This is a genomic window from Accumulibacter sp. (assembly GCF_029255285.1).
GTDB lineage: Bacteria > Pseudomonadota > Gammaproteobacteria > Burkholderiales > Rhodocyclaceae > Accumulibacter.
The window spans coordinates 23,937-42,859 of the sequence record NZ_JAPUVI010000024.1; the positions used below are offsets into that span (position 1 = coordinate 23,937).

The window sequence follows — 18,923 nt, forward strand, 5'->3', positions numbered from 1 at the left end:
CCAGCGCCTGCCGAACCTCGGTGCAGGACGACCTCCTACCGGTAGCTCGGACCAGAGCGGCACACCGCCACCCCGAAAGCATCGCTCCGAATCCTGGCTTTGCCGTGAAACCCGCGTGGCGCGGCACTGGGCCACCTCCTTCGAGGGCACGCGCAAGCACGGCGAAGGTGTCGGACGCCTTTACAGCTGACGATTGACAGAGGCCAGCCGAAGCGATCATCATTCATTATATCAATACAATACTAAATTGGCACGACTGTTGCTTAATGTTTCTCGCAGATCGCACAAACATTCCACCAGGAGAGAGCCATGACCTTTAGAATCAAGACCATCGCCAGTAGCCTAGCACTGGCCGCCGGCAGCCTGCTGATCGCCGGAACCGCCAACGCTGGCGCGATCATCAGCAACGGCACCGTGCAACTCGGGGTGCGCGACCTCGGCAACCTGAACCAGGGTGGGGGTAGCAATGCCGCCGGCTCGGGCACCACCATTGTCGGCCTGCGTTCGGTGGCGACCAATTCCGACTCGACCTCACCCGGCTGCACCTGCGAAGGTTGGGGAGTCGGTATCGTCAGCACCGGGCAGTCAGGCTACGCCAATGACGCCGTCGGCACGGCCAACTTGTCGTTAGTCAGCTTCGTCTCGACGCCGACCACCGCCGTGTCGGTCACCAACGTACTGAATGGCGCTGGCTCTCCCATCCTGCAGGTAACGCACAACTATCACCCGATCGCCGGCACGCCCTATCTCTACGCCGTCGATGTCAGCATCAAGAACACCAGCGGCAGCAATCTCGCCAGCGGCGACCTCGTCTATCGTCGCGTCATGGACTGGGACATTCCGAGCCCGGGCAGTGAAATGGTCAGTATCGCCGGCGTGCCGGCCGCACTGGGCCTGGCCAACGGCAGCAACCTCAAGCGCTCGGACAACAACGGTTTCAACTCCGGCGACCCGTTCAGCTTCAGCCCCTTTGGTCTGACGAACGTCAACTTCACGGACGCCACCGGCGACATCGGCGCCCTGTTCGACTTCGAGTTCGAGGCGCTGGCCGACGGAGCCACGCGCACTTTCTCGACCTACTACGGAGTCGCCCCGGACAAGGCTGCCGCCGATCTCGCCCGCCGCCTGGTCGATGGCGACGCCAGCGACGAGGACATCGGCTTGTACTCCTACGGACGCTGCGGCACCGGCGACAGCTTCGATAGTTTTACCTGCACCGCCGACGGCGGGCCGAACACCTTCATCTTCGGCTTCGGCGGAAGTGGTGGTGTTCTCGACCCGGTCGACCCGAAAGTCCCGGAGCCGGGCTCGCTGGCCCTGCTCGGTCTCGGCTTGGCCGGTCTTGCCGGACTACGTCGTCGCCAGCACAAAGGCTGATCGCCGGGCACATCAGCTCAGCCCTCTTCTCCATCGCTGGAGGAGAGGGCTTTTCGGTGTATGGCTTAGCTTAGAATGATTGCTTCACCTTCGCCAAGGCCCCTCACCATGCGTCAGCCGATCGCCTCTTTCGTCCTGCTCACGGTGCTGCATGTGGCGACACCGGTTTCGGCACTCCCCACCGTTTATCTCGTCGAAACGTCGCCCACGACGGCCGCCCAAAGCGCGTCGTCGGAGTTCCCGTTGTTCGAGCGCGGGCTGATCGCTCTCGACAAGAATGACCTCCAGCAGGCTGAAAAGCTCTTTCGTCAGGCCATCGAGAAAGACCCCAAGTCGCCAAAGCCTTTGCTCGGTCTGGCCGAGACGGCGCGCCGACGTGGCCAGACCGGCGAAGCTGAACGCTGGGTGGCCAAAGCCGCCGAAGTAGCGCCAAATGACCCCGATAGCCAGCTTGCCATGGGCCGCCTGCTGTTTGCCAAACGCAAGTACGCCGAGGCAGAGGCGAGTTTTCTCAAAGCGGCGGCCGGCAACCCCGATGCCGCCGCGCCATGGATAGACCTTGGCGAGTTGTACAATCAGCAGGGCAAGCCCGAACGTGCCGGCGAAGCCTTTGGCAAGGCGATCAGGCTCAAGCCGGAGCACGCCGGCGCACACTACGGCGCGGGGATGGCGTATCTGGCCCGGCGCGATTTCCTCAGCGCCACACCGCTGCTCGAGAAAGCGACGCGACTGGCGCCCGACAATCCGCTGGCGTGGATGGCGCTCAGCCAGGTACTCGCCGCGCAACGCAAGTACAAGGACGCACTGGTTGCCGCCGAAAAGGCGACCCAACGACAACCCGGCATGATTTCGGCTCAATTCAATCTAGCCGATGTCGCGCTGTCCGCCGGGCAGCCCAGGCTGGCGGTGAGCGCGCTCCACGATGCCGCAAGAATCGCCCCTAAGTCGGCGCAGATTCCGCTGAAGCTCGGCATGCTGCACCAGCAGGCAGGCGAATGGAAGGAAGCCTACCTGGCCTACGAACACGCCATCCGGCTCGACCCGAAGCTGGCTCTGGCCTACAACAATCTGGCCTGGATCGCCGCTGAGCGCAAGGAGCGGCTCGATGACGCCCTGCGCTGGTCACAGAAGGCGATCGAGATTGCGCCTCAGGAAGTGGGATTCAAGGACACGCTAGCCTGGGTAAAGCGCGCGCGCGGCGACCTTCCCGGTGCGATCCGGCTGCTCGAGCAGGTAACCGCGGAGAAGTCGGCCAGCGCCGAGCACTTCTACCATCTCGGTATCGCCCGCTCGGACGCTGGCCAGAAGGCGGGGGCGATCGACGCACTGCGCAAAGCGCTGCAAGTAGACCCCGGTTTTCCACAGGCGGGCGACGCTAGCCGGCGGCTGAACGAGCTTGCCGCGCGCTGAAAGGCGGAGAAAGCCGCCCTTCGAAACCAGCCGCCGGACTATCGGCCGCGGTGGACGCTTGCCCACGAGGGACGAGCGTCAGCAAAAAAAGGCTTGGCCGCAAGCCCGGAAAAGCTTACTCTCGCGTCGCGTACCGGCGCAGCCGTCCTGTGGCATCCCGATCTGCGGCTCAAGCTTCGGAAACCACGGGCTCGCCAATCATCCCATGCGGAGATTACCATGCCCGCCTCATACACAGACGTCATCGAAGCTCACCGTAAGACATTGGACAGCCTCGCGGCGCTGGCGTTTACGACCATCGAAGTCTCCGAGCGCCTGCTCAGTCTCAACCTGCAAACGACGCGCCGTTTCGTGAATGACGCCTTGGCACGAAACCAGGCCTTGCGCGGGGTCGGCGACCTCCACGAGGCGCTGGCGGTAAATGCGGCCTTCAGTCAACCCTGGCTAGAGAGAGTCCTGACGTACTCGCGCCGCTACCACGACATCCTGGCGGAGACCCACACGCAACTGGCCAGGACAAGCGAAGCCTGCGCGGCGGACTTCCAACAGTCCATGACAACTCTCTTGGAGCGGACCGCCGCCTCGTCGCCAATGGGCTCGAAAGCGACATCGGCGCTCCTGCAGTGCACACGCCATGCCGTCAGTTCGGCGGTCGAGGAATTCCAGCGTGCCGCCCAGCCCATTCTGGAAATCAGTGAAGCCGGCGCCGCAGCGCTGGCCTGCACGACGGCGCGCGCGGTTGACGCCGCCACGGCCTCTGCCGAATTGGCGACTGAAAGAAAGCGCAAACGCCGCCCCAGCTAGCCTGACCGACCTGCTAACCGGGAGCCAGGATAGACGATTCGCAGGCCGTAGTGATGGGACGACGAACACCTACCTGCCCGTCCAAGAATGGCGGACAGGTGTGCAAAAAAGCGACAGTGTGCCGAGTGACAACGCCCGCTTGATCTGCTTCTCGCCAAGCTGGACGAGCAGCATGCTAGTCTCGCGGACTGTCGTTTCGCCTCCCCATGTTTGTGTCCCCGCGCGTCGTGCGCTACTGTGGGCAAGGACTCGCCGTCATGCGCCATCATCTCAATACCTTTTCGGCGACTTTCCTGGTCGTGGCCAGCATGCTCGGCACGGGCATTCTGACCACCAGCGGAATCATGCTGTCGCTCGTGAAGACACCGGGTGCCGTGCTTTGCATCTGGGTCGCGGGCGGACTCCTCGCCTGGATCGGCGCTTGGTGCTACGGGGAACTGGCGCGCCGCATGCCTCGCAACGGTGGTGAGGCAAGCATCCTGCGCGAACTGTTCTCACCCTCCTTGGGTGAACTGGCCGGGTGGACCTCGTTCGTCGTGGCTTTTGCGGCCGGCAACGCCGCCTCTTCGCTGGCCTTGTCCGACTACCTGGCGCAGGCCCTGCCGGGATTGGCTCTGGCACCGCAAGTCGTGGCCTGTACCGCGCTGCTGTTGGTGACCAGCCTGCACGGCCTGTTCGGCCCGCTCGGCCTGCGCATCCAAACGCTGCTCGCGGCAAGCAAGTTCATCCTGCTCGCTGGATTGACCCTCTACGGCATCTTCCTCGCCTCGCCGGCGATGGAAGCACCGGTCTCGGCCCTCGAACCTCTGCGTCGAACTGCCGAATTCGGTGCCCCTTGGGGTCTGGCAATGATGCTGGTCATGTTCGCCTACAGCGGCTGGAACGCGGCGATCTATGTCGCCGGTGAGGTCGAGGATCCAGTACGCAACGTGCGGCGGGCGATGATCATGGGAACAAGTATCGTCATGCTGCTCTATGTGGCGATCAACGCCGTGCTATTGACCAGTTTGCCGGCACAGGAACTCGAAGGTATCGTCCCGGTCATCGCAGTACTTGTCAAACACCTCTTCGGCGCCCAGGCAGCATCGTTGTTTTCCGGACTCGTCGCGTTTGCGTTGCTCTCCTCGCTGGGCGTCTCGGCTTTTCTCGGGCCTCGCGTTCTGGCCACCATGCTCGGCTGGTACGACAAGGCAGGCGACGACGACTCTGCACGATCCCTGGTACGACCGAGCCTCGTATGGCTGCAAGCTGGACTGTCGATTTTCATGGTGCTCACCGGCTCCTTCGTTCAGATTCTGACCGTGATGGGTTTCCTGCTCGGCTTGTTTCCGATTCTCTGCGTGCTCGGTCTCTATCGCGTCCGTGAGCACGATGGTCACCCGCAGCGTCTCCTGCGCTATGTGTTGGCACCCGTGTTCGTCGGCGTGTCCACCGTCGTTCTGCTGCTCGGTGCAGCGCAAAGCCCACATGAGGTCGGGATCGCGGTGGCGCTGATCGGTTTCTTCTTTTTGGCGCGCGTCGGCATACGCCGTTGCGCCTGGATCTGACTGACGCATAGGGAAAGTCATCATGCGGCACCAACTGACTCGCTGTATGTTGCTTGGCGTGTTGTCTTTCACCGCCTGTTTCGTCCCGGCGCGCGCTGCCGAACCCTCGCCGCAGGAGGCAGCACGCAGCTTTGCCGGGATCGATTCGCCAGCCACCGATGCCGTGCGCAAGGCCTTCCAGGGCCGGGCGGCGGCGGCTTGGGCGAAGTACGACAAACAGGTCGGCCAGCCGCTAGCCACCTGGGCCAAGCGTGAGGTCGGCTACGGCGGTGGCGGAACCGTCTTCTATCCATTTTCGGGCCCGGACTTCCTGACGGTCGCCTTGGTCTACCCGGGTGCGCAACGCTATGTATTGGTAGCGATCCAGAACGCCCGGCCACCGGCGCATCCCGAGCGTATGGGAAGCTCACAGCGCCAGGCGTTCGAGCGAAAACTCGGGGCTGCCTGGGAGAAGTTTGGCCGACTGGGCTTCTTTCGGACCGAGGATCTCGACGACGATCAGCGCGATCTGACGAGCGGCATCGGGCCCACCACCATACTGATGGCCTTCGCCGCGCGTCTGGGCTACAGCGTGACCGCGGTGTCGCCTCTCGGTTTCGACGCGGACAAGGGAGAGTGGGAACCACTGGCCACCGACGACCGTTGGCGCTCTGTGCGTCTGGCGCTGGAGAAGGATGGGCGCAGGGTGACGCTCGACTACCTACGCTTGGATCTGTCCGACAACGGACTGCAGGCGGCCTTGCAGCAGCAGGCCTGGATCAAGCGCATGGCTGCCGGGCCAACGCTCCTCAAGGCGGCTTCGCACCTGCTGCAAAAGCCGCACTTCGGGATCCTGCGTGAAGCGCTGGTAAGCAACGCGACGCAGGTGGTGCAGGACGAAACCGGGCTGGATTTCAAGGACCTCGGCAAAATCGGATCGGTACGCCTGTACGGCAAGTTTACGCAGACTCATAGCCTGTTCACGACGACGACGCAGCGCGCGCTGGCCGAAGCCTACAAACGCGAGAAAGCGCCGGGGGATCTGCCTTTCGCCTTCAGTTATCTGAAACGGGCGGACGCCCGTTCGATGCAGATCGCGCGCCGTCAGGCAAAGACATGAAAGTACGCCGTGAAAACGCGGCGACCAGGCTGTTGAAACGGCTCGGCTCGTCGACGAACAAGGTGTGACCGGCTTCTTCGAACACCTCCACCTGCGCCAGTTCACCCTTGCGTCTCTGCAGCGCTTCCCCCTGCTCTCGCAGGCGCGGGCGGATTGCATACAGCACCGGCACTTCCTGACGGGCCACGATGTCACGCCAATAGGTACGCGGGTACGGCTGGCCGAGCAGCTGTCTGGCGGCACCCGCCGGCACTCGTAGCGCTGAACGGAGGACCGCGTCGGCGATATCGGCCGGCGGCGGGGTGCGAAAGATTCCTCGGCAAAAGTTGGTCAGGTACTCCTCTCGCCGTTTGGGGTCATTCAGGTCGTCGCGGCGCCTGCTCGAACTGGCGGCCGGCGGCCGTCCCTCGCCGATCGAATTGTCGATCAGGACGAGACCGCGCAAACCCTCCTGCGGCTTCTGTTCGATGAAGTCAAGCGATTCGAGGACGCCCAACGACCAACCGGCGAGCACGTAGTCACCGACACCGGCTGCCAATAAGAAATCTTCAAGGTCCGCCATCCTGCGCGCAGGATCGTGCGGTCCGTGAGAAATCTCGGACAGCCCTTGCGATCTGGGATCGAAGGCCAGCACCCGAAACTCGTCACCCAAGGCTTGCAGTTGCAGACGAAACACCGCGGCCGGCATCAACCAGCCAGGGACGAAAACGATGGTTTGCGGCCCACTGCCGGCCTCTAGATAGTGTAGGCGCAAGCCATCCCGGTTGCTGAAAAAGCGTGTGCTGAGCGATGCTCCAAACGTCGCGCTACTCATCACGGCCAATCCGGCAAGACACAGCAGAAGACACGAGCGGGCCAGTTTCATGGTTCGTCCGGATAAACGTCATCAATCATCAGTATTGAGGTGTCCGTCGGCACACGAGAGTCGGAGTCAACTCTCGGACGCCGGCGCAGGGTAGTACGGCAGGCTACCATCAGCTTCTGCCTTCCGGCAAGCCCATGCGCATCCCGGAACGGGTAAGCTGCGGTTCGACAGAAACTCGGTACGGCGGATATACTCCGCGTTCAGCGCCCTGCCACCGTGTGTCGAAGCTGGCGGCAGCCGTTGTTGTTGGCGCTCGCAGGCCCAGTTCACCAGCCAGGAGCGACATGTGGGCATATTTTCCAGCAAATTGCGCATCGGCGAGAAACTCGGACTGGGTTTCGGATTGGTCGGACTGCTCTTCATCGGCGTCATCTGGCACGATCACCAAGTTCTGCGCTCGGTACTTGACGACTACCATCAGTTGCACGCGGTATTCGAAACCCGCAAGTCGCTGGCGCTCCAGATCGAGAGCGAGATGGCCGCCGCCCGGGAAGCGGAGAAAGATTTCCTGATACAACGCCAGGAACGCTACGCCGGCAAGGTCGATCAACACTTGGGCAACTTGCGCGACAAAATCGCCGCCTTGGCGACCGTTGACCAGCAGTCGCGGCAGACGGCCGAGGAACTCCAAGCGCTGACGGCGAGCTACCAGGAAAGCTTCCATGCCGTTGCCGACGCTTGGCGAAGTATGGGCCTCGACGAGAACTCCGGAATTCAGGGCTCGTTCCGCAGCCGAATCCATCGCCTGCACGAGTTGTCGGCCAACTACAACGTCGACCGTCTCTACACCAGCCTTTTGCAGATTCGCCGCAACGAAAAAGACCTCGCCTTGCGCAGAGACGCGAGCTACCGCGATCGTGTCCGCCACCTGATCGCCGAGTTCCGACAACTCATCGAGGCCTCGGAACTACCGCAAGCCGTCAAGGCGAAATTACTCGCCGAGTTGGCCTTGTACGCGCGAACCTTTGAACCATATGCTGAACGGGTACTAAGATCTGGCCAAACGGACAGCGGGAAAGGACCTTTCCGCGACGCCGCGCAGCGCATGGAGGCCCTGCTCGACGCTTACCATGTCACCAACCTGGAAACCAACGTTCTCAAGCTCCGACGACGAGAAAAGGATTTCCTGCTGCGTGGTGACGAATCGTATCCGCAGATGGTAGTCGATATCGCGCGGAGCATTCGCATGCAGATCGCCTCGTCGACCATTTCGGCCGCCGACAAGGAACTACTCAACGGCCTTCTACGCGATTATCAACGCAGTTTCCTGGTGCTCGTATCGCGGCGCTCGCTGATCGCCGACTTGACTCGGCAGATGGACGCGGCCGCCAATCGCGTCGTCCCCCTGATCCAGCAGAATGCCGATCAGGCGAACGAAATGATGGCTGCTCGCGCAAAGGAGATCGCCGAATCTTCGCAAGCGAGCGTTCGCCTGAGCCTCGTCGTGATGGCCTGCGCGATCGCGCTGGCGATCGTCTTCGCCGTCCTGATCGCCGCGCGTATCGTTCGTCCCGTGCGTCAAATGGCCGGCCTGCTCGACAACTTGGCGTACGGCACACCGACTGGGCGAGTGGCCACGGTACACGGCGGACGCGACGAGATCAACGCTATGGGCGAGTCGCTCAATGCTCTGATCGATCACCGCGCCAACTTCCTGGACTGGTGGAAAGCTTCGATGAACGAGGTGATGGCCCTGCGCGAACTCGACGGTGCGCAGACCGAGGCAGAACGCGACGCGGCTAACCGCAACCTGCACGCGGCTGAAATCGCCAAGGTAACTCAACTCGATGCCATCCGCGATCGCTTGCTGCAGCATTCCGAATGCATCGTCAATATCGCACAGCGGGCCATTGCCGACCACGGCAAACTCGGCGCCAACGATGTGAAAGACATGGCGCACGCGGCACAGAGCATTACCATGCTACTCGAAGCGCTGACCAAAGAACGGGCGTCGGTAGCAACGAAGCCTGCACCGCAGACCACGGCTAGCTGACCACCTACGGCCTGTGGGCCCGCCCCGGTGACTCGGGGCCCGACCACGTTCCCCTCTACGACACTGACAGAGGGCTGCTCCGGCCCGGGAGATCAGCCGGCTAGGGGCGAGTCACCACTTCCTAGCCGACGAGCGTAGCGGCCTGGCACGGCAAAGAGCGTTCAACCAAGCTTGGAAAACGCCTCGACCACATCGAGCGGTGCCTGGACCAACTCGATCAGCACGCCTTCACCGGCGATCGGGAATTCTGCGCTGGCTTTCGGATGTAGAAAGGTGATGTCAAAGCCTGCGGCCCCCTTGCGGATACCGCCCGGCGCGAAACGCACTCCGTGGTCGGTCAACCATTCGACCGCCTTCGGCAGGTCGTCGATCCACAACCCGACATGGTTGAGCGGAGTGGCGTGGACGGCCGGTTTTTTCTCGGGATCAACGGGCTGCATCAAATCCACTTCGACCTTGAACGGGCCTTTGCCCATTGCCGCGATGTCCTCGTCGACGTTTTCGCGTTCGCTGACGAAGTTACCGGTAATCTCGAGACCAAGCATGTCTACCCACAATTGGCGGAGTTTCAGCTTGTCCGGACCACCGATGGCGATTTGCTGGATGCCCAGCACCTTGAAGGGACGTTGGTTCATGTGATGTTCTTTCTTTTGACAAGGAAAACGAACGTTCAGCCCGCGTTGTCTCAGTCACGGGCTGAACGGCGAATAGCGGGGTTGGCAGCCACTTCCCCGCCGCGTGAAAAAACTTCGACATTCTGTTCTATGGTATCAGGGTCGTACAGATAGTTGACCATCAGTCCGTACGACTGCCGTCGACCACGCTCCGACGTGTCCGCCAGGTAATTGAGACGCTCGATACGCGCGCCATTGCCTAGATGAAACCGCGCAACGGGGTCGAATGGCCTCCCGCCTTCGCCCGGAGTCAGCAAGTAGCGCGCCGCGAGCCGGGTCAGCCCGTGCTGAAGAGCACGCGCCAGACGAGAATCGTCGGCCCAGTGACCATCGGCGAGCCGTGCGACCAAGTCGGCCGCCTGGACAACGCTCGCTGTTCCGGCCATCTGATGCCGACTGATCCGTTCAAGATCGGACTCGGAAAAGGATTTCTGCCAAGCTTCAGGATTCTTCTCGGCCCAGCGGCGAAAAGACGGCAGCGGCGACAAGGTGGCAAAGTTGACGAGGCGCGGGTAATCACGCTTGAGGTCGTCGACCACCCGTTTGAGCAGGAAATTGCCAAAGGAAACGCCACGCAAACCGGCCTGCGTGTTCGAGATCGAATAAAAAATCGCCGTACTCGCCCGTTGCGCGTCGAACACCGGCGCCTGCTCGTCAAGCAGTGTCTGAACGTTGTCGGCAAGCTTGTCGGTCAAAGCCACCTCGACGAAGATCAGCGGTTCCATCGGCATACGTGGATGGAAGAACGCATAGCAACGCCGATCCGAGTCCAGGCGGTTTTTCAGGTCGCTCCAGGAGCGGATCTCGTGCACCGCTTCATACTCGATCAGCTTTTCTAGCAACGCCGCCGGCGAGTTCCAAGTAATACGCTGAAGTTCGAGGAAACCGACGTCGAACCAAGCACTCAAGCGAGTTTCGACCTCCCGGTCAAGCGAACACAATGCGGGATCCCCGTTCATCAGGCGCAACAGGTCGGCACGTAGATCCACGAGAAACTTGACGCCCTGCGGCAGCGCGGTGAACTGCGTCAGGATGCGCATGCGTGCCGAACGCATGGCGTTGCGCAGCGCGGATTCGGCCGTCCACCGGTCATCGCACTCGATCGCTGCCTGATAGTCGGCATGCGCCTCGGCGACCCGTTGCGGATCGGGCCCGAATTCGGTAGCGATGACACGCAGGAAGCTGGCACGGCCTTCGTCGTCGAGACGCAGATAGCTTTCCGCCAGGCGGCCGGCGCGTTGCCGCGCCGAGACTTCGCCGCCGACACCGCTCGCGCACTCGTGCAGCAGCTCGCGTATGCGCTGGAGCTGCCTACCATCGAGATGGCGCGGGCCACTCCCCTCGGAGAGCAGCGTACGCACCTTGCGCAACCCCCGGACAACCATTCCACTAGGCATTTCTTCCTCCTTCGTCGAGCGGTCGACGAGCGGGCGTCCTCGGCTCACACTCGCTGGCGATACGCCGCGACAACAAAAACGATTCCGCACAAGACCATCGGCAGGGACAGCCACTGGCCCATGCTGATGGCGGTAGACAAACCAAAGATGCCGTCATCCGGCGCACGAAAGTACTCCGCCAACCAGCGCAGCGCGCCGTAGCCGATCAGAAACATCCCCGAAACGGCGCCGCGCGGCCGCGCGCGGCGCGAATAGAGCCACAGCACCAGAAATAGCAGGAGTCCTTCGAGGCCAGCCTGATAGATCTGCGAGGGGTGACGCGGCAGCGCATCGACGTGCGGGAAAATCATTGCCCAAGGCAGGGAAGAGTCGGCTGGGCGCCCCCACAACTCGCCGTTGATGAAATTGCCGATGCGCCCGGCGGCAAGCCCGAGAGGCACCAGCGGAGCAATGAAGTCGGTGATTTCGAGCCAATTTCGGGAATTCCGGCGGGCGTACAGCGCCATCGCCACGAGCACCCCGAGGAAGCCGCCGTGAAACGACATGCCGCCCTTCCAGACAGCGAAGATCTGCAACGGATGCGCCAAGTAGTAGGCCGGCTCGTAGAACAACACCTGGCCCAGGCGGCCACCGATGATTACTCCCAGAACCCCGAAGAAGAGGAGGTCGTCGAGTTGGCGCAGCGTCCAGCCGGCCAGGGAAAGCTGTGGATGCGACGTGATCCGACGGCGGCCCAGCCACCAGAACTGGAAGAAGGCCAGCAGGTACATCAATCCGTACCAATGGACGCTCAGCGGGCCAAGCGACAAGGCGACAGGATCGAACTGCGGATGGATCAACACGGCGCGAACACCCCGAGGGCTTTCGGATAGAATCCGAATTATACGCGCCCCCTTGGACGTGTTCCCCGATTGGAGATCTCCGATGCCATGCTATCGTTCCCGCACTTCCACCCACGGCCGCAACATGGCCGGCGCGCGTGCTCTTTGGCGCGCGACCGGAATGAACGACGGCGATTTCGGCAAGCCGATCATCGCCGTCGTCAACTCCTTTACGCAGTTCGTCCCGGGCCACGTTCATCTGAAGGATCTTGGCCAGTTGGTCGGACGCGAGATCGAAGCTGCCGGTGGCATTGCCAAGGAATTCAACACCATCGCCATCGACGACGGCATCGCGATGGGTCACGACGGGATGCTCTATTCGCTGCCCTCGCGTGAACTGATCGCCGATTCGGTCGAATACATGGTCAATGCCCATTGCGCCGACGCCATGGTCTGCATCTCGAACTGCGACAAGATCACGCCGGGAATGCTGATGGCGGCGATGCGGGTCAACATTCCGACGATCTTCGTCTCCGGCGGCCCGATGGAAGCGGGCAAGGTGAAGTGGGGTGGCAAGGTGATTGCGGTCGATCTGGTCGATGCAATGGTCAAAGGTGGTGACAGCAGTTGCTCGGACGACGAGGTTGACGCCTTCGAACGATCGGCCTGCCCTACCTGCGGCTCGTGTTCCGGGATGTTTACCGCCAATTCAATGAACTGCCTGACCGAGGCGCTGGGTTTCTCGCTGCCCGGCAACGGCAGCACGCTGGCCACACATGCCGACCGGCGAGGCCTGTTTCTGATGGCCGGCCGGCAGATCGTCGAACTCTGCCGCCGTTACTACGAGCAGGACGACCCTTCAGTTTTGCCGCGCTCCATAGGCAGCGTCGCGGCCTTCGAGAACGCCATGACGCTCGATGTCGCGATGGGCGGCTCGACCAACACCGTGCTGCACATCCTGGCCGCGGCGCAGGAGGGCGGCGTGAACTTCACGATGGACGACATCGACCGCATTTCGCGTCAGGTTCCCTGCCTGGCCAAAGTGGCGCCGGCCACCCCCGACTACCACATGGAAGATGTGCATCGCGCCGGTGGCATTTTCGCGATACTCGGCGAACTGGACCGCGCCGGTCTAATCCACCGCGAGGTGCCGACCGTACACGCGAAGACGCTGGGAGAGGCGATCGACACCTGGGACGTCATCCGCGCGCACGACCCGCAAGTGTTTGAGTTCTTCAAGGCCGCGCCGGGGGGAATTCCAACCCAGACGGCGTTCTCGCAGAGTCGCCGCTACCCTGAACTCGATCTCGACCGCACGCACGGCTGCATTCGCGACAAAGCCAACGCGTATTCTCGCGAGGGCGGCTTGGCCGTACTGTATGGCAACATTGCGCAAGACGGCTGTATCGTGAAAACCGCTGGTGTCGATGAGAGCATCTGGGTCTTCAGTGGCAAGGCGCGAGTGTTCGAAAGTCAGGACGACGCTGTGCAGGCGATTCTAGGCGATCAGGTCAAGGCTGGTGAGGTGGTCGTCATTCGCTACGAAGGTCCGAAAGGCGGTCCCGGCATGCAGGAGATGCTCTACCCGACGTCTTATCTGAAATCGAAAGGGCTGGGCAAGGTCTGCGCGCTGCTCACCGACGGACGCTTTTCGGGTGGCACTTCAGGGCTGTCGATCGGCCATGTCTCGCCTGAAGCGGCAGAAGGCGGCGCCATCGGGTTGGTCGAAGAAGGCGATCTGATCGAGATTGACATTCCCGGCCGTCGCATCCATCTGGCGATCAGCGACGCCGAACTGGCCAGCCGGCGGGCCGCGATGGACGCTCGGGGTGAGGCCGCCTGGCAGCCGGCGACGACCCGCCGCCGAGCAGTCTCCCGAGCACTGCAGGCCTACGCCTCGATGGCCACGTCCGCCGCCACCGGAGCAGTACGCGACCTGTCACGATGGCACAAGAACTGACGAGTGGCGGCAATAGGAAGCCGCTTGTCGCCGTCTTGCCCCGTGCTCGCCATCCGAACGGCACAGGTGAGGCGCTGTTCTTTGCCAGGCTCGATCGACGACTGGCGAGGGAGCGCGGATCAACGCGTTTTCATGCGGCGCGTTGATTGTCTACGCCGTGCAAACGCCGATCATGGCACTTTCCAAGCTGGCGAAACTGAAATAGTATCCGATTGTTTCAACCCCCTATCTGAACGGAGTGATAAGCATGAAAGCGATCTACGTGTCTCTGCTGGCTGCCGCCGGTGTGATTTCCGCTGGCGCCGCCCAGGCGGCTGATGAATCTGAACTCGCCAAATCGAAAGGTTGCCTGGCTTGCCACGCCGTGGACAAAAAGGTCGTCGGCCCGGCCTACAAGGAGGTCGCCAAGAAGTACACCGCGAAGGATGAGGCGATGCTTGCCGAGAAAGTCATCAAAGGTGGCAAGGGCGTATGGGGACCCGTGCCAATGCCGCCAAATGCGACGGTCAAACCGGAAGAGGCGACCAAACTGGTCAAGTGGATCCTCAGCCTGAAGTGATTCTGCAGCAAAGCAAAAACCGGCCAAGTGCCGGTTTTCCGTTTTATTGCCAGGCATGACGCACTCAGATCGTCCGAGCATTCACATGCATGTTGACAAGCTCCTGATGTACTTGGACAATCGCCCGTTCGCTGGCACAGTATAAACACAATATCGGAGATGAAACCTATGAACCATGCACGTATACCTGGTGTACTCGTCGTTCTGGCAGCCTCCTTGGCCGTCGTAGGCTGTGGCAAGAAAGAGGAACCGAAAGCTGCCGCCCCCGCACCGGCGCCAGCCCCGGCAGCCGCTGCGCCGGCGCCCAAGCCCGAGATGGTGGTCAAGATCGGCCATGTCGCGCCGCTGACAGGTCCTATTGCTCATCTCGGCAAGGACAACGAAAACGGCGCTCGCCTCGCGGTCGATGACGCCAACGCGAAGAAGATCGAAATCGATGGCAAGGTCATCAAGTTTGAACTGCTTGGCGAAGACGACCAGGCCGACCCGAAAACCGGTACCGTCGTTGCCCAGAAACTGGTTGATGCCAAAGTCGCCGGCGTCGTCGGTCACCTGAACTCGGGGACCACCATTCCCGCGTCGGCAATCTACAATCAGGCCGGCCTGCCGCAGATTTCCCCTTCGGCGACCAACCCCAAGTACACCCAGCAGGGTTTCAACACGACCTTCCGGGTGATGGCGAACGACATCCAGCAGGGCTCGGTGGTCGGCACCTACGCGGTCAAGGACATGGGCGCCAAGAAGGTCGCGATCATTGACGACCGTACCGCCTACGGTCAGGGCCTGGCGGACGAGGTTGAGAAGGCCGCGAAGGCCGGAGGCGCGACGATCGTCGCCCGCGAGTTCACCAACGACAAGGCTACGGACTTCAAAGCCATTCTCACCAAGATCAAGGCCAAGAAACCCGACGTCATCTTCCTTGGCGGAATGGACGCGGTCGGCGGGCCGATGCTCAAGCAGATGAAGGAGTTGGGTATCACTGCCAAGTTCACCACCGGTGACGGCGGTTGCTCACCCGAACTGATCAAGCTCGCCGGCCCGGCATCCGAGGGTGTCATCTGCTCGCAAGCGGGCCTGCCGGTCGACAAGCTCCCGAACGGTCAGAAGTTCGTCGAGGACTTCACCAAGAAATACGGCCAGATTCAGATCTATTCGCCGTACAGCTATGACGCCGTAATGGTGCTCGTCGACGCCATGAAGCGCGCCAATTCGGTAGACCCTGCCAAGTATTTGCCTGAAGTCGGCAAGACCTCCTACAGCGGAGTGACCGGCAAGGTCGAGTTCGACGAAAAAGGCGACATCAAGAACGGGGCGATTACCGTTTTCGAAGTCAAGGACGGCAAGCTCGTCACTCTGAAGTCCGAAGGTGGGTCGACCGACGCACCGGCGCCTGCTCCCGCGGCCGCGCCGGCACCTGCCGCAGCACCCGCAGCCGCTCCGGCTCCGGCTCCCGAAACCAAGAAGTAAGGGCCAACCGGTCGCACGGGGATGGCAGATCGTCTGCCGTCCCCGTGTTGACTACACCTCCGCAAACCCACTCAGCATGACGCGTGCCTAGCATCCGCACGGCCTGACTCCCGCTATCGTGAGTCGGAGCTTTTGGCTCGTCACCAGCCACTTGTTGCGGAAAGCCTGACCATGGACACACTCCTTCAGCAACTGATCAACGGCCTTACTCTGGGCGCCGTCTACGCGCTCGTCGCTCTTGGCTATACGATGGTGTATGGCATCATCGGGCTGATCAACTTCGCGCATGGCGAGGTCGTCATGATCGGTACGATGGTCGCGTTCACGGTGATCGTCTCCCTGGCCGGCTCCGGCATGTCGCCGCTGCTGGTTCTGGGAATCGGACTTCTGGTGTCCGTGGTAGTCTGCATGGTGCTTGGCTGGGGGCTGGAACGAGTGGCCTATCGTCCGCTGCGCCATGCGCCGAGACTAACGCCGCTGATCACGGCAATCGGCATGTCGATCGTGCTGCAGAACGTGGCGATGATCGTCTGGGGCCGTAATTACATCACCTTTCCACCGATGATTGACAAGCAGGTATACGAGCTTGGCGGGGCGAGTTTCACCAACGTGCAAATCGCCATCGTCACGCTTGCCGCCCTGGTGATGCTGGGCCTCATCTACCTCGTCCATCGGACACGGATCGGGATGGCGATGCGGGCTACGGCGCAAAACCCGCATGTCGCCTCGCTGATGGGCGTCGACATCGACCGCGTCATCGCCATGGCCTTCGTCATCGGCTCGGCGCTGGGCGCGGTGGCGGGCTGCATGGTCGGTTCCTACTACGAAATTGCGCATTACCAGATGGGTTTCATGCTCGGTCTAAAAGCTTTTACTGCGGCCGTTCTCGGGGGAATCGGCAATCTCGCGGGCGCCATGGCCGGGGGCCTCCTGCTCGGGGTGATCGAGGCCCTGGGAGCTGGTTATATCGGAGAGTTGACGGGTGATTTCCTGGGCAGCCACTATCAGGACATTTTCGCTTTCATCGTGCTGATCATCGTCCTGATGTTTCGTCCGTCAGGGCTTTTTGGCGAGCGCACGGGAGATCGCGCATGAACGACCGCCTCAGGAAGTCCGCGGCTTGGCGGCAGCATTGGGTAGGCCTGCTACTGGTCGGCGCCACTCTGCTGGCCGTACCTTTCATTGCCGCGCTCGGCGGCCAGGCCTGGGTACGCATCGCCAACTTTGCAATTCTCTATGTCTTCCTGGCTTTGGGCCTGAATATCGTCGTCGGTTACGCCGGATTGCTCGATCTCGGCTATGTCGCGTTTTATGCGGTTGGTGCCTACACGTACGCGTTGCTGGCCTCGCCGCATTTCGGAATCCACCTGCCGTTCTGGGTCATCCTTCCTTTCGGAGCTGCCCTGGCGTGCATTTTTGGCGTACTTCTCGGCGCACCGACGCTCAAGTTGCGTGGCGACTATCTGGCGATCGTCACCCTCGGTTTCGGCGAAATCATCCGCATCTTCATGAACAACCTCAACGCACCGATCAACGTCACCAATGGAGCGCAGGGCATTACGCTGATCGACCCGATACGGATCGCTGGCTTCTCCTTTGCCGATACCACGAACATCCTCGGATTGACGATTTCCGGTCCCCAAAAATACTACTTCTTTCTGGTCGCTTTGGCGATCGCGATCATCATCATCAACGTCCGCCTGCAAGATTCACGAATCGGTCGTGCCTGGCAAGCCATTCGTGAGGACGAAGTGGCGGCCAAAGCATGTGGCATCAACACACGCAACATCAAGCTGCTCGCCTTTGCCATGGGAGCCTCCTTCGGCGGCATTGCGGGCGGGGTTTTCTCGGCGATGCAGGGCTTCGTCAGTCCGGAGAGCTTCTCGCTGATGGAGTCGATCACGATTCTGGCGATGGTTGTTCTCGGCGGCATGGGGCATATACCCGGAGTGATCCTCGGCGCCGTACTACTGACCGGCTTGCCGGAAGCTTTGCGATATGGTATCGAGCCTCTCCAGCGAGCACTGTTCGGGCGCATGATCATCGATCCGGAGAGCCTGCGGATGCTCGTCTTCGGTCTTGCGCTGGTACTCGTCATGCGCTTCCGGCCGGCCGGCCTGTGGCCATCGTCGCAACGCCGCCGCGAACTGACCGAAAGCACTGACTGATCATGAGCGAGCGACAGATTCTTCTCGAAGCGCACGAAGTGGCCAAACACTTCGGCGGTGTCAAAGCCTTGCACGACGTTTCACTGACCATCCGTCGGGGCGAGATCTACGGCCTGATCGGACCGAATGGTGCCGGCAAGACCACTTTCTTCAATTGCCTGACCGGTCTCTACCGCAACGAAGGCGGCTATTTCGTCTTCGACGGCGTGAAACTGGCTGCCGATGCGCCGCACAAGGCTGCGGAAGTCGGGATTGCGCGCACCTTTCAGAACATCCGTCTGTTCGGCAACATGACGGCGATCGAAAACGTCATGGTCGGCCGGCATCTGCGGACAGGCGCCGGCGTACTCGGCGCCATCACCCGCAATGCGGCGACGCGCGCCGAAGAGGCGGCGATTACCCGCCGTGCCGAAGAACTCCTGCACTACGTCGGCATCCACGAACGGGCGCACGACTACGCCAAACACCTGTCCTATGGCGATCAGCGCCGGCTGGAAATCGCTCGCGCACTGGCGACCGAGCCGAAGCTGCTGGCGCTCGATGAACCGGCTGCCGGCATGAACGGCACCGAGACCGAAGCACTGCGCGTGCTCGTCGAAGGCATCTGCCGGGATGGCGTTACCGTTCTGCTTATCGAGCACGACGTCAAACTGGTGATGGGCCTGTGCAATCGTGTCGCCGTGCTCGACTACGGCGAGAAAATCTGCGAGGACGTGCCCGCGGTCGTCCAGAAGGATCCGCGTGTCGTCGAGGCCTATCTCGGCGGATCGGTAGCCTGAAGG

General features: G+C 61.8%; 16 protein-coding genes. 12 read left to right on the forward strand and 4 right to left on the reverse strand.

Annotated features, from left to right (window positions below):
- Positions 1-309: 309 nt before the first annotated feature.
- The 5 genes from Q1M07_RS03165 to Q1M07_RS03185 all read left to right on the forward strand — a co-directional run bounded on the left by Q1M07_RS03165 (position 310) and on the right by Q1M07_RS03185 (position 6,237).
- Positions 310-1,377, forward strand: coding sequence for a PEP-CTERM sorting domain-containing protein (locus Q1M07_RS03165; RefSeq protein ID WP_300450584.1), 1,068 nt, complete (start codon positions 310-312; stop codon positions 1,375-1,377).
- Positions 1,378-1,485: 108 nt separating this feature from the next.
- A complete protein-coding gene (locus Q1M07_RS03170) occupies positions 1,486-2,787 on the forward strand; it encodes a tetratricopeptide repeat protein (RefSeq protein ID WP_300450587.1) in 1,302 nt (433 codons plus the stop codon).
- 219 nt (positions 2,788-3,006) lie between these two features.
- Complete coding sequence (locus Q1M07_RS03175) at positions 3,007-3,591, forward strand: phasin family protein (protein WP_300450590.1); 585 nt, start codon at positions 3,007-3,009, stop codon at positions 3,589-3,591.
- Positions 3,592-3,848: 257 nt separating this feature from the next.
- Positions 3,849-5,138, forward strand: coding sequence for an APC family permease (locus Q1M07_RS03180; protein ID WP_300450593.1), 1,290 nt, complete (start codon positions 3,849-3,851; stop codon positions 5,136-5,138).
- A 22-nt stretch (positions 5,139-5,160) separates the two neighbouring features.
- A complete protein-coding gene (locus Q1M07_RS03185; protein ID WP_300450596.1) occupies positions 5,161-6,237 on the forward strand; it encodes a hypothetical protein in 1,077 nt (358 codons plus the stop codon).
- Here the strand turns inward: Q1M07_RS03185 and Q1M07_RS03190 are convergent.
- A complete protein-coding gene (locus Q1M07_RS03190; protein WP_300450599.1) occupies positions 6,173-7,102 on the reverse strand; it encodes an alpha/beta hydrolase in 930 nt (309 codons plus the stop codon). The genes Q1M07_RS03185 and Q1M07_RS03190 overlap by 65 nt on opposite strands.
- 286 nt (positions 7,103-7,388) lie before the next feature.
- On the opposite strand from Q1M07_RS03190, the gene Q1M07_RS03195 reads away from it, so the two are divergent.
- Positions 7,389-9,095: a HAMP domain-containing protein gene (locus Q1M07_RS03195; RefSeq protein ID WP_300450602.1), complete on the forward strand. Its 1,707-nt coding sequence runs from the start codon at positions 7,389-7,391 to the stop codon at positions 9,093-9,095.
- 161 nt (positions 9,096-9,256) lie between these two features.
- On the opposite strand, the gene Q1M07_RS03200 is transcribed toward Q1M07_RS03195, so the two are convergent.
- Genes Q1M07_RS03200 through lgt form a run of 3 tightly spaced genes read right to left on the reverse strand, consistent with a single transcriptional unit; the run spans position 9,257 to position 12,008 of the window.
- Positions 9,257-9,730, reverse strand: coding sequence for a VOC family protein (locus Q1M07_RS03200; RefSeq protein ID WP_300450605.1), 474 nt, complete (start codon positions 9,728-9,730; stop codon positions 9,257-9,259).
- 50 nt (positions 9,731-9,780) lie between these two features.
- Positions 9,781-11,166, reverse strand: coding sequence for a malonyl-CoA decarboxylase (locus Q1M07_RS03205; RefSeq protein WP_300450608.1), 1,386 nt, complete (start codon positions 11,164-11,166; stop codon positions 9,781-9,783).
- Positions 11,167-11,210: 44 nt separating this feature from the next.
- Entirely contained in the window at positions 11,211-12,008 is a 798-nt protein-coding gene (gene lgt, locus Q1M07_RS03210) for a prolipoprotein diacylglyceryl transferase (RefSeq protein WP_300450610.1), read from the reverse strand.
- 82 nt (positions 12,009-12,090) lie between these two features.
- On the opposite strand from lgt, the gene ilvD reads away from it, so the two are divergent.
- The 6 genes from ilvD to Q1M07_RS03240 all read left to right on the forward strand — a co-directional run bounded on the left by ilvD (position 12,091) and on the right by Q1M07_RS03240 (position 18,920).
- Positions 12,091-13,947 carry a dihydroxy-acid dehydratase gene (gene ilvD / locus Q1M07_RS03215; RefSeq protein WP_300450613.1) on the forward strand — a complete coding sequence of 619 codons (1,857 nt, stop codon included), beginning with the start codon at positions 12,091-12,093 and terminating at the stop codon, positions 13,945-13,947.
- Between the two features lie 247 nt (positions 13,948-14,194).
- The gene (locus Q1M07_RS03220; RefSeq protein WP_300450616.1) at positions 14,195-14,506 is read left to right on the forward strand and encodes a c-type cytochrome; all 312 of its coding nucleotides are present in this window, start codon (positions 14,195-14,197) and stop codon (positions 14,504-14,506) included.
- A 168-nt stretch (positions 14,507-14,674) separates the two neighbouring features.
- Positions 14,675-15,973, forward strand: coding sequence for a branched-chain amino acid ABC transporter substrate-binding protein (locus tag Q1M07_RS03225; protein ID WP_300450620.1), 1,299 nt, complete (start codon positions 14,675-14,677; stop codon positions 15,971-15,973).
- Positions 15,974-16,144: 171 nt separating this feature from the next.
- Positions 16,145-17,068, forward strand: coding sequence for a branched-chain amino acid ABC transporter permease (locus tag Q1M07_RS03230; protein ID WP_300450818.1), 924 nt, complete (start codon positions 16,145-16,147; stop codon positions 17,066-17,068).
- Positions 17,065-18,141: an ABC transporter ATP-binding protein gene (locus tag Q1M07_RS03235; RefSeq protein WP_300450623.1), complete on the forward strand. Its 1,077-nt coding sequence runs from the start codon at positions 17,065-17,067 to the stop codon at positions 18,139-18,141. Before Q1M07_RS03230 ends, Q1M07_RS03235 begins: the two co-directional genes overlap by 4 nt.
- 2 nt (positions 18,142-18,143) lie before the next feature.
- A complete protein-coding gene (locus Q1M07_RS03240) occupies positions 18,144-18,920 on the forward strand; it encodes an ABC transporter ATP-binding protein (RefSeq protein WP_300450626.1) in 777 nt (258 codons plus the stop codon).
- Positions 18,921-18,923 lie beyond the last annotated feature (3 nt).